This window comes from Streptomyces rectiviolaceus (assembly GCF_039533825.1).
Taxonomy (GTDB): domain Bacteria; phylum Actinomycetota; class Actinomycetes; order Streptomycetales; family Streptomycetaceae; genus Streptomyces; species Streptomyces rectiviolaceus.
Genome location: NZ_BAAAUG010000049.1, coordinates 1 through 11,639, shown reverse-complemented (window position 1 = coordinate 11,639; position 11,639 = coordinate 1). Strand labels below are relative to the sequence as shown.

The following is an 11,639-nucleotide window of genomic DNA, read 5'->3' as shown; positions in this document are numbered from 1 at the left end:
CACCACCGCGCGCCGCTCGGCGACCGGCAGCGCCATCAGCTCGCGGTGCGCGGCCAGGATGCGGGCGGACGCGGGCGGGACGGCGGTGTCGGGGTGGTGGCGGCGGTCGAGCGCGTACTGGAAGAGGGCGCCCTGCCACGGCTTGTCCGGGTCGGGCGCGGCGTGCACGAGGTTGAGGATGTCGCCGAAGCGGTAACCCTTGGACGCCGTGTCGTACTTGAGCAGCGCCTTCTCCCCGTACAGGCGGCGCACGGCATCCGCGATGCCCCGCTTGACGGGCTTGGGGATGTTGCGGCCGTACGTCGCCGTCCAGTACCCGAGCAGCTCGCCGGGCTCGTCCGGGCGGCGCAGCACGGAGGCGACGACCTGGCGGTTGGCGGGTCCTTCGGTGGCACCGGCGTCGAGGCGCGCCTTGACGTACTCGGCGGCGCCGACGATCGAGGCCGTACGCATGTTGCCGTCGCCGCGCAGCCAGCCGAGCAGACCCGCGGTCCACTCCGGGTCCTCGACAGCGAGGCGTCGCACGAGGGTGGCGAAGCGGTCGTCGCGATCGTCGCCGGTCTCGTAAAAGGTCTGCTGGGACACGAAATTCGCCACCGCGAGAAGAAAGAGCTCGGAGCGCGGGTCGCGGAGGCGGCCTCGGCCGCCCTGATGGGTCGGCGCGGTGCGTCCGGTCGACTTCACGACGGAAGTGACGAGCGCCTTGGCGGACTTGGTGTTGAAGCGTGCCATGTGAATTCCCCCGAATTCAGAATTGCAGGGGGAGGCAGCACAGCAATAGGGCATGGCACACCGATGACGGAGCTGGGCACGACCTGCCGCTGAGCCTCCCGAGATCAAAGTGGCTGCGGCATGGATTCTTTGAAGGAAGTAGCCGCTGCCCGCGCACCGGGAGGTGCGTGAAATATGTGAAGGAGTGCGAGTAAGTCCTGCCGGTAAGTCCTGCCTTCGCACCCGGACGAGCTTCACCTTAGGAGGGTGAACTGGTGGGGCACCAATGCTTTTTCCTGCAACCGTACGATGGCTCCCAGGCGTCGCACAGATCGTCCGGAGGGGCGGTCGAGGCGGAGGGGGATGCCGGGGCATGGCACAGGCGGCGCAGGGCGAGCCGGTCGAGCTCGGTGGGTTCCGGATCGTCGCGCGGCTCGGCGAGGGCGGGATGGGGCGTGTGCACCTGGCGCGTTCGGCGTCGGGGCGGCTCGCGGCCGTCAAGACGGTCCATGAACACCTCGCCGTGGAAGCCGAGTTCAGGGAGCGATTCCGCCGCGAGACCGTCGCCGCGCGCGCCGTCGCGGGCCCCTTCACCGCGGCGGTCATCGACGCCGACCCGGATGCGGCACAGCCGTGGCTCGCCACGGAGTTCTGCGCGGGCCCCGAGCTGACCGCCGCCGTATCCGCGCACGGGCCCCTCGGCTCCGCCGAACTCGCCGCACTGGGCGCCGCGCTCGCCGAGGCGCTCGCGGGGGTGCACGCGGTGGGACTCACCCACCGTGACCTGAAACCGTCGAACATCGTCATCGGCCGCGACGGCCCGAAGGTCCTCGACTTCGGCATCGCGAAGAGCGCGGCCGACGAGAGCCTGACCGCCGACGACGAGGCGATCGGCTCACCCGGCTTCATCGCCCCCGAACAGCTCGCCCGTGACAGCCGACCGGGGCCCGCGGCCGATGTGTTCGCACTCGGCGCCGTACTCACGCTCGCCGCCACGGGCCGCGCCCCGTTCGGCACGGGCGGCGCCCCCGCGGTCCTGTACCGCACGCTGCACGACGAGCCGGACCTGGAGGGCGTGCCCGGCGCCCCCTGGCACACGTTCCTCGGCCGCTGCCTGGCCCGCGACCCGGCGGACCGGCCGACGGTCGGCGAGGTGCTCGCCTGGTGCGGGGCACGGGCCGACGATGCGCCGTGGTGGGAGCGGGAGCCGGTGTCCGGGCTCGTGCGCCGCCATGAGGACGAGATCGCGGAGCTGGTCGCGGAGCTTGTCGCGCGGGACGCCGACGACTCCTCGCACGACATCACGGACGAGCGTCCTGAGGGTCCGCCTGAAGCCGCACCGAGTGACGCGGCGCACCACCCGCCGCGGTTCGCGCCCCGCGACAGACGGGCCGACGCGTCGCCGCCACCGCCCAGCCGCCCGTCCAGCCGCCCGTCCCGGCGCCGCCTGCTCACCTGGGGAGGTGCGATGCTCGGCGCCGCTGGGGTCACCGCCACGGCCGTCTTCGTGAACAGCCTCGGAGGCGGCGGCGCGGGCGACAGTGGCGGTGAGGACCGCGCGGGCGACGAGGCGAAGGACGGCGCCTGGCCGGATTCGGTGCTGAAGGGCCGGGTGCGGTGGACCCGGGAGGTCGGTGAACTCCCCTTCAACGGCGCGCTGTCGCGCAGCGGGGGCGATCTGTATCTCATCGACGGCGCCACGCTCACGCGTATCGACGCGGAGACCAACACCGTCCGCTGGACGTACCCGTCGCAGGACCTCAAGGGCGCCGAACCCCTCGGCGACCTGGTCTACGTGCTCAAGGACGGTCTTTTCGAACCGGAACTCATCGCGCTCCACGCCGACAGCGGGCGGGAGGCGTGGAACTCGGGGTCGCTGATCCGCAATCCGCACCGGCCGCGCCGCCCGTTCAGCCGGCCGAAGAACCAACTCGAGGGGAACTACGGCAAGGTCGCCGCCTCCGACGAAGCCGTCGCTCTGATCTCCTACACCTCGTACGCCACCGCTCAGGCGCAGCGCACCTCCTGGGACCGGCGCTGGCGGGCGTACGGCTTCGACCCGCGTACGGGAGACCCCTTGTGGTTCCACGAAGGGAGCGCCGCCGAGGTGATCGGCGTGGACCAGGCGGGCGGCCGTATCGCGGTGGCCGTCTCCGCGGGCCCGGACCTCGGCACGGACGCGTACGCCAAGGACGATCCGCTCGTCGTGCTGCGGGCGGGCAAGGGCACCGTGGAGCGGGAGATCGAAGGCGGCGCGCCCAGGCCACAGGCTCACCCCGGAGCGGAGGGAACCCGCTACTACGCGACGAGCGAGTCGATCCAGGCGGTCGACCTGGCCACCCGCCGCACCGTGTGGAGCCAGCCCCTGAAGTCGGGCAGCACCGTCACCCCGCGGGCCACCGACGGCATGGTGCACGCCCCGGACGCGGGCGGGCGACTGCGCGGGTTCGACGCCACGTCGGGCGAGCCGCGCTGGATGCTCGACAACGTGCGCGAGCTGGCGGCCGGGGACAACTCCCCGTTGGTGGCCGACGGTCTGCTCTACGTCGCCGGGCCACGGCCCGGCGCTTCGGGCGAACCCACCTGGGGCCTGCGCGCGCTCGACCCCAGGACGGGTGCCACGGTCTGGGCCGTGGCCCTGGACGACATCGCGGACGTCGACGCCGCGGCCGCGCGCGACGGGCTCGTCCACCTCTGGGCGGGCGGCACCTTGTACACGATCAGCGGACCGGGTCCGGCATGACCAACACCCTGCCCGGCGGCGACCTGCGGCCCGGCGACCCCAGCCGCCTCGGCGGTCACCGGATCATCCGGCGGCTCGGATCCGGCGGCATGGGCCAGGTCTTTCTGGGGCGCAGCCCCGGCGGGCGGCTCGTCGCGGTGAAGACCGTGCATGAACACCTCGCGGCCGACCCGCACTTCAGGGAACGCTTCCGGCGCGAGGCGAGCGCCGCGCGTGCCGTCACGGGCGCGCATACGGCAGCCGTTCTCGACGCCGACCCGGACTCACCGCTCCCCTGGCTCGCCACCGCCTTCCTGCCCGGGGTCACGCTGCGCCGCGCGGTCGCCGCCTGCCCGCCGTTCGGCGCGGACGTCGTGCGCTCGCTCGGGGCCTGTCTGGCCGAGGCCCTGGCGAGCATCCACGCGGCGGGCATCGTGCACCGCGACCTCAAACCGTCGAACGTACTGCTCACCTCCGACGGCCCCCGCGTCATCGACTTCGGCATCGCCCGCGTCACCGGCGACCTCGCTCTGACCGAGGCGGGGTCGATGATCGGCACCCCCGGGTTCATGGCCCCCGAGCAGATCGAGGGACGGCAGGTCGGGCCGCCCGCCGATGTGTTCGCACTCGGCGCCGTACTCGCCTTCGCGGCGGGCGGCGGCAATCCGTTCGGCTCGGGGCCCGTCGCCGTCCTGCTCTACCGCGCCACCCACGAGGAGCCACGCCTCACGGACGTACCGGCTCGGGGAGGCCTGCGTGAGCTGGTCGCGGAGTGCCTCGCCAAGGACCCGGCGCTGCGTCCCACGGTCGACGCCGTGCTCGTGCGGGCCTCGGCTGCCGACGCGCCGCTGTGGTGGCGCGAGGAGCCGCTGCGGTCAGTCATATCCGGCCACGAACCGGATGTGCCGGACAGGCCGGATGCGCCGGACAGGCCGGAGGAGGGGACGGCGCGAGCCACCGCGGTCACCGCGTCGGCCACCGCGGTCGCCGCCTCCCCCACGCCTGCACACCTGAATGTCACCGACCGCGCCGATCGGCACCGCACCCTCACCCGCCGCGGCCTCATCGTCTCCGGGGGCGGCGGGCTCGCGGGGATCGCCGGGTGGGCGATCTCCCGGCCCCGGACGAAGAAGGCAGGCGCGGCGCAGGACGGGCTGCTGCTGCGGAAGGGCTCGCGGCGGCCCGGCAACGTGCGCTGGAGCCTGACCTCGGACGGCGGCACCCTGGACGCCTTCCTGCTCGCCGGGGCCACCGTGCTCGTCCACGGCACGAAGCCCTACGCCCGCATGGAGGGCCAGATCCGTGCTGTCGCCGCCGGGCCAGGCACCCTGGGCTGGCGGTCCGCGGCCCTCGCTGACGTGCCTGCGCCGTGGGGCGTCGCGGGCGGCGTGCTGGTGGCGCCCGGACTCCTGTCACGGGGCCTTGACCTGCGTACCGGCGATCCATGGGAGCCGAAGGACGCCTGGCCGGCGTCAGGGGTGCACTGGTTCGCCGTCGCGGGCCGAAGACTGGTCACGCTGGCCACCGGGGAGACGTCGACCGACCGGGTGCTGCGCTCCCGGGACCTGCCCGGCGGTGGCTCGTCCTGGGCGCTGAAGGACGCCGCCCACTGGTACCGGCCCGCTGTCTCCGGCGCTTCCCTCCTTCTCGTCCCCGACCCCGCCGAGCTGTCGTTCGACACCTCGGTCGTCTGTGTCGACGCCGACACCAGGAAGAGGCTCTGGACGTACGCGGGCGTCGCCGACGACGAGAAGGTGGTCACCGCACCCGTCGCACTGCCCGGGTCGGGTGGCCGGGCCGCCCGCTTCGCGCTGCTCACCGACCAGGACGAGCTGCACCTCCTGGACGTACGCAGAGACACGCTCATCGGGCGGCGGGCGATGGACGTGCGGGCCGCGACCGGCACCACGGCCCTGGGCCACGCCTCCGGCACGGGCCTGCTGCTCGCCGGTGGCCAAAAGCTCATCGGCTTCGACCCCGACGACGGCAAGCAACGCTGGAGCTTCCCCACAGCCGGGCTCGACACCAGCTGGCCCGAGCTGCCCGGCGGCGGACGCGGCCCCGTCACGGCGGACGGGGTCCTGCTGCACTGGACCGACGCGAAGGCCTTGCAGGGCATCGACCTGGCCACCGGCAAGAAGCTCTGGACGGTGCCGTTCGACGACACCGCCCTGGTCCCGCCCACCGTCGGCGGCGCCACGGTCTACGCCACCGCGGGCCGCGTCTGCAGGGCACTGACCCTGCGCGGCGGCAAGGTCGTCAAGGAGTGGCCGGTGGACGGCGAGGTCACCGGCCTGGCCGCCGACGCGTCCGGCTGGTACGCGCGGATCGGCGACGACTCCGTACGCGCCGTCAACGCCGTCGGCGCGGGTTAGCCGCGCTGGCGCCGCCACGGGCCCGTGATCGCAAGCAGGATGCCGGGCGACTGGATGCTGGCGTACAGCGTCTTGCCGTCGGGCGAGAACGTGACGCCGGTGAACTCGCTGTAGGAGGGCTTCTCGGGTGTGCCCGCGTTGAGTTCGTTGCGTGCGATCGGGTACGTACGGCCGCGCTCGGTCGCCCCGAAGAGGTGCTGGATGCCGCTGCCGTCCTCGGCGATGACGAGGCCGCCGTACGGGGAGACCGTGATGTTGTCCGGGCCGTCGAAGGCGCCGTCCTTGGAGGGATCCGGGTTGACGCCGAGGAGGACCTTCAGGGTGAGGGTGCGGCGCGCGGGGTGGTAGAACCACACCTGCCCGTCGTGCTGGACGGGGCTCTCGTCGCGGGCGAACGAGGCGACGATGTAGACGCCGCCGTCACCCCACCACATGCCTTCGAGCTTGCGGGCGCGCGTGATGTCGCCGTCGTCGAACTGCTCGCGCACCGGGACCGTGCGGGCGTCGCGGTCCGGCACCTCGACCCAGTCCACGCCGTAGACGGTGCCGATCCTGGTGGCGCGGGACAGGTCGTCCACGAAGCGGCCGCCGGAGTCGTAGCACTTGGGCGCCTTCAGCACGCCCGCGTCGTCGGCGAGGGTGCGCAGCTTCCCGCGGCCGTGCTTGAAGCCGTGCGGCGGGGTCCAGCGGTAGAGCAGGCCGTTGGGCTCGTCGGCGTCCTCGGTGAGGTAGAGGTGGCCGCGCTTGGGGTCGACGACGACGGCCTCGTGGGCGTAGCGGCCGAGCGCCTTGATGGGCTTGGGGGCGCGGTTGGCACGCCGGTCGTAGGGGTCGACCTCGAAGACGTAGCCGTGGTCCTTGGTCATGCCGTTCTTGCCGGCCTTGTCCTCGGTCTCCTCGCAGGTCAGCCAGGTGCCCCAGGGAGTGCTGCCGCCCGCGTAGTTGGTGGCGGTGCCCGCGATGCCGACCCACTCGGCGACGTGTCCGTCACGGCGGACCTCGACGACCGTGCAGCCGCCGGACGCCGCCGGGTCGTAGACGAGGCCTTCGGTGAGCGGGACCGGGTGCGCCCACTTGGAGCGGGGGCCGCTCAGCTCGTGGTTGTTGACGAGCAGCGTCACACCGCGCGGGCCCTCGAAGGTGGCCGTGCCGTCGTGGTTGGACGGCGTGAACTCGCCGGTCTCCAGCTTTGTCCTGCCGCTGTGCGTGAGGACGCGGTACGAGAATCCGGCGGGCAGCGCGAGCAGGCCCTCCGGGTCGGGGACGAGGGGGCCGTAGCCGGGGGCGGCCCCGAGCTCGTCGGCCCCGTCCTCCCCGTCCTCCGTCGTGTCCTGGGCGGCGAGCGCGCCGGGCGCGGTGGCGAGCGCGCCGACGCTGCCGGCAAGCGCGACTCCCGCGCCGGTGACCGCGGAGCGTCTGGCGAAGTCCCTGCGAGTGAGCGACATGATCTCTCCTGAGGCGCGTACGGGCTGGCTACGGGCTGACTGTGTACGTGCTGCGACTCCCGGCCCGCGTACTTCCGGTTTCGGCCGGGCCGCTGTCGGCGTCACGTTCCCGCTCACGTATAAACGGCGGTTGAACGCTGTCCGACATCAAGGGGCCTCCTTCCATGAACCTGCCAGCCACCGGCCGCCGTGTCCTGATCAGCGGGGCCTCCCGAGGCCTGGGCAGAGCCCTCGCGCAGGCCTTCGCCACGAACGGCGACCGCGTCGCGGTGCACTACGGCTCGCGCGAGGAGGAGGCGCGCGCGACGCTCGCGTCCCTGACGGGCGAGGGCCATGTGCTGGTGGGCGGTGACCTGTCGGACCCGGCGGGCGCCGCGGACGTGGCGGGGCGCGCCGCCACCGCGCTCGGCGGCCTGGACGTCCTGGTCAACAACGCCGCCGTGAACCTGCCGCATCCCCTCGCCGACACGTCGTACGAGGACTGGGCGGCGCTCTGGCAGCGGCATGTGTCGGTGAACCTCCTGGCCACGGCGAACCTCAGCCACTTGGCGGCCCGCCGGATGATCGACCAGGGCACGGGGGGCCGGATCGTGAACATCGGCTCGCGCGGCGCGTTCCGCGGGGAGCCCGACCACCCTGCGTACGGGGCGACCAAGGCGGCCGTCCACGCGCTCGGGCAGTCCCTCGCGGTGTCGCTCGCGCCGTACGGGATCGCGGTGGCATCGGTGGCGCCCGGCTTCTTCGGGACCGAGCGGGTCGCGCACCGGCTGAGCGGGGAGGAGGGCGCGGCGATCCGCGCGCAGAGCCCGTTCGGGCGGGCGGGCACGGCGGACGAGATCGCCGCGGCGGTGCTCTGGCTCGCCTCGCCGGTCGCGGAGTGGGCGTCGGGCACGGTCCTCGACCTCAATGGCGCTTCACATCTGCGTACGTGAAAACGGAATCGGCCCACGTGAGCCATTGGTTGGAAGAGTCTTCGTAAACAAGGTCAACAGGAACGGATCACCCGTAAAGGCAAGATTTCGTGCAGAACGCCTTGACCCGCGATCCACACGGCAATAGACATCACCTACGTGCATCACCCGTAGGGGGAGGCGAGCCGCGTGGACGCACAGCAGGCACGCAGTCTCCATGAGGACCGGCTGATGAAGCTGGCCAATGTCACCGGTGTCGGCACCGGGAGGGACGAGAACTCGGGTACGGACGTGATCGTCGTCTTCGTCACCCGCAAAGTTCCCCGTGACCGGCTCCGTGACGAAGACGTGGTTCCGGAGGTGCTCGAAGGCGTCCCCGTGCGTGTACTCGCGATCGGCGGCGTCGACGCCCAGGCCCAGGCCTAGGACAAGGCCAAGGACAGAGCACGGACCGGAACTCCGACCCTGCAATGAAGGCGAAGAGGTGGTCTGGCGTGAGCCAGCCCGAATTGATGCGAGGACCCACCGGCGGTCAGCTCAGTGACAGCTCCCGCCAGCAGGCGACATCCGACTTCCTGCGGCCCCAGTCGCCGCTGGCCAACGTCGTCGGCTTCGGCCACGGCGTGAAGTGGACCGACGGACAGCCCACCGGCGAACCGGCCGTCATCGTGTTCGTCACCCAGAAGGTCCCGGAGTCCATGCTCCCGGAGCGGGACGTCGTCCCGCGCCAGATGGACGACGGCACGCCCACCGACATCGTCGCGGTCGGCCATGTCGCCGCGCAGCGGCAGCAGCGCAGGTCTTCCCGCGCCGATGACCGCTCCTCGGTGACGTACGAACCCGACGGCAGCGTGAGCGACCAGCTCGCGGGCCTGTCGCAGCCCCAGCTCCAAGAGCTCGCCGGGCTCGGCGCGTTCGAGCCGCAGCTCCTCAAGCGCCGCCTGCGCCCGTGCCCCTCCGGATTCTCGGTCGGCAACGTGCGCGTGACGGCCGGCACGCTCGGCAGCGTCGTCTACGACTTCCTGCCCGGCGCCTCCGTCGACCCGCCGGGCCCCGGCCTCGGCGTACCGGCGAAGTTCTACATCCTCTCCAACAACCACGTGCTGGCCGACTCCAACCGCGCGCAGCTCGGCAGCGCGATCGTGCAGCCAGGTGTCTTCGACGGCGGCCAGGACCCGGCCGACCGCATCGCGACCCTGGAGCGCTTCATCACGATCCAGTTCGCCCCGCAGATCCCGCTGGAGCGCCACAACAACGTCGTCGACGCGGCGCTCGGCACCGTCGACTTCCAGGACGCGACCCGTGAGACGTACTTCAGCGGTGCTCCGCGCGCCTGGCGCCGCAAGGCGAACGTCGCGGTCGGCGACCACGTGAAGAAGACCGGCCGTACGACCAACATCTCCTTCGGCCGGATCATCGCCGTCGACGCGACCATCGACGTCAACTACGGCACGGCGGGCACGGCCCGCTTCAAGGACCAGATCCTGACGACGAACATCTCCGCGGGCGGCGACTCGGGGTCCTTGGTGACCTCACTCGACAACGTCGCGATGGGCCTGCTGTTCGCCGGATCGTCCACCGTGACGGTGCTCAACCACCTCGAGAACGTCCGCGCGCTGCTGCGGGTGGAGATCTCCGAGCAGCTGGCCTGACCGTCCGCACCACGAGAGGAGGGCTTCATGACCACTCAGGCACGCAAGCAGAAGGGGCAGGCCCGCGCGGAGCACCGCTTCCACAACCCGCAGGGCGCCGAGGTCAAGACGCGCGACGAGGCATTCGCCGCGCCCCAGGACGTGTCCGCCGAGGCGGTCTCCACCACCTGCAAGCTGGAGCTGCACAACGGCGCGATCACGTTCGCCATCGAGGTGAAGTACAACCCCAACACCTACCCGCACGTCGTGACCGGCGGCCAGATCACCTCCGGCATCTGCGGCGCCCCGTGGGACATCACGGGTGGCCTCATGGGCGACACCATGCGCCTGGACGCCAAGCGGACGGGCCAGGGCACCTGCGCCGACACGATCACGCTCGTCGGCGAGTACCAGAACCCTCCGGCGTACCGGGGAACGTACGGCTTCAACGGTGCGACGTCGTCGTTCAAGCACACGACGAAGTACGAGTGCTGAGCTGACACCACTACCGGGCGGGCCGGGAACCCCGGCCCGCCCGGTACGGCTGTTCCCTCATCAGATCCCTTGCTGCGACCGCGCCTTGAACGCCGCCTTGCGGGCTTCCTTGGCCACCTTCTTGTCGGGGTGCAGGCGCCCCATCGCCTCCAGCACGTCCGCGGTGGCGGGGTGCTCGACCCGCCAGGCCGCGGCGAAGAACCCGCTGTGCTGCTGCGAGAGGCCCTCCACGAGACCCTGCAGCTCATCCGAGTTGCCCTCGGCGGCGAGCTGCGCGGCGATCGTGTCGATGGTCAGCCAGAAGACCATCGCCTCGGAGGGCGCGGGCACGTCCGCGGCCCCGTGCTCCGCCAGCCACACCCGGGCGAGCCCACCGAGCTCGGCGTCGTCGAGCACATCGCGGAGCGCCGGCTCCGCCTCCTGGCCCACCAGCGAGAGCGCCTGCTGGCACCGGAGCCGCCGGAGCGGCGCCCCCTCGTCCCCGCCCCGCGCGGCGGCCAGCAACTCCCGTGCCGCGTCCAGCGGTTCGTGCCGTGCGAGCCACAGCTCGATCTCGGCCTGCGCGGCGGCCTGCGGGAAACCGGCCGTCCCTTCGAGCAGCGCGTCGGCGCCCTTGTCGGCGAGATCGCCGACCGCGGGGGCGTCCACGCCCGCCTCCAGCATCCGCGCCCGGATGCCGTACACACCGAGCGGGGTCAGCCGGACCATGCCGTACCGCGTGACGTCCTCGTCGTCCTCAGGGAGCGGCGCCTCGGCCTCGTCGATGTCGACCATGAGGGCCTCGTCGACCGGCTGGTACTCGATGAGGCCCAGCGGCTCGAAGAGCCGGAACTGGTCGTCGAGCTTCATCATCGCGTCCGAGACCTGCTCCAGGACGTCGTCCGTCGGCTCGCCCATGTCGTCGGGCACGATCATCGACGCGGCGAGCGCGGGCAGCGGCACCGGGCCCTCGCCCGCACCGGCGTCCCCGGCGGTGAGCAGGTACAGGTTGCCGAGCACACCGTCCAGGAAGTCCGCCTCCGCCTGCGGGTCCCAGCCGAGCTCCTCGAAGTCGATCTCGCCGTTCTCCTCCAGGACGTCCAGGAGGTTGTCCATGTCGGGCACGGTCGCGTCCGAGTACACGGTGTCCAGGGCGCCGAGCCAGACGCCGAGGATGTCCTGCGGGCTGCCGGACGTGAGCGCGGCGAGGTCCTCGCCCGCGGTCACCGTGCCGAGCGCGTCCTCTCCGTCGGGGCCCCCGGCCTCGTCCCCGTCCGTGACGTCCACCAGGCCCGTGTCGACGGCCACGCGCCAGGCCTCACTCGCGTACGCGGCGGCGTCCGGGTCGTCCGCCGCGAGGCCGAGCTCGG

General features: G+C 72.3%; 8 protein-coding genes and 1 pseudogene. 6 read left to right on the top strand and 3 right to left on the bottom strand.

What is annotated here, in order from left to right:
* Window positions 1–732: pseudogene (locus ABD378_RS16610) on the bottom strand (TROVE domain-containing protein); the annotation flags it as partial.
* A 352-nt stretch (window positions 733–1,084) separates the two neighbouring features.
* On the opposite strand from ABD378_RS16610, the gene ABD378_RS16605 reads away from it, so the two are divergent.
* Both ABD378_RS16605 and ABD378_RS16600 read left to right on the top strand, forming a co-directional pair.
* Complete coding sequence (locus ABD378_RS16605) at window positions 1,085–3,454, top strand: protein kinase domain-containing protein (RefSeq protein ID WP_344521686.1); 2,370 nt, start codon at window positions 1,085–1,087, stop codon at window positions 3,452–3,454.
* On the top strand, window positions 3,451–5,808 hold the full coding sequence (locus tag ABD378_RS16600) for a protein kinase domain-containing protein (RefSeq protein WP_344521685.1): 2,358 nt from the start codon (window positions 3,451–3,453) through the stop codon (window positions 5,806–5,808). The genes ABD378_RS16605 and ABD378_RS16600 overlap by 4 nt, the downstream gene beginning before the upstream one ends.
* Here the strand turns inward: ABD378_RS16600 and ABD378_RS16595 are convergent.
* The gene (locus tag ABD378_RS16595; protein WP_344521684.1) at window positions 5,805–7,253 is read right to left on the bottom strand and encodes an alkaline phosphatase PhoX; all 1,449 of its coding nucleotides are present in this window, start codon (window positions 7,251–7,253) and stop codon (window positions 5,805–5,807) included. The two genes, ABD378_RS16600 and ABD378_RS16595, sit on opposite strands and share 4 nt — an antisense overlap.
* 164 nt (window positions 7,254–7,417) lie before the next feature.
* Here ABD378_RS16595 and ABD378_RS16590 point away from each other — a divergent pair, with 164 nt between their 5' ends.
* The 4 genes from ABD378_RS16590 (at window position 7,418) to ABD378_RS16575 (ending at window position 10,290) form a co-directional block, all read left to right on the top strand.
* Complete coding sequence (locus ABD378_RS16590; protein WP_344521683.1) at window positions 7,418–8,185, top strand: SDR family NAD(P)-dependent oxidoreductase; 768 nt, start codon at window positions 7,418–7,420, stop codon at window positions 8,183–8,185.
* 168 nt (window positions 8,186–8,353) lie between these two features.
* Window positions 8,354–8,590, top strand: a complete 237-nt coding sequence (locus ABD378_RS16585) for a hypothetical protein (RefSeq protein ID WP_336605753.1) — start codon at window positions 8,354–8,356, stop codon at window positions 8,588–8,590.
* Between the two features lie 68 nt (window positions 8,591–8,658).
* A complete protein-coding gene (locus ABD378_RS16580; protein ID WP_344521682.1) occupies window positions 8,659–9,816 on the top strand; it encodes a chymotrypsin family serine protease in 1,158 nt (385 codons plus the stop codon).
* A gap of 27 nt (window positions 9,817–9,843) precedes the next feature.
* Window positions 9,844–10,290, top strand: coding sequence for a hypothetical protein (locus ABD378_RS16575; RefSeq protein ID WP_344521681.1), 447 nt, complete (start codon window positions 9,844–9,846; stop codon window positions 10,288–10,290).
* Between the two features lie 60 nt (window positions 10,291–10,350).
* On the opposite strand, the gene ABD378_RS16570 is transcribed toward ABD378_RS16575, so the two are convergent.
* Window positions 10,351–11,639 (bottom strand): hypothetical protein (locus tag ABD378_RS16570; protein WP_344521680.1); only part of this gene is annotated, 1,289 nt, incomplete at its 5' end.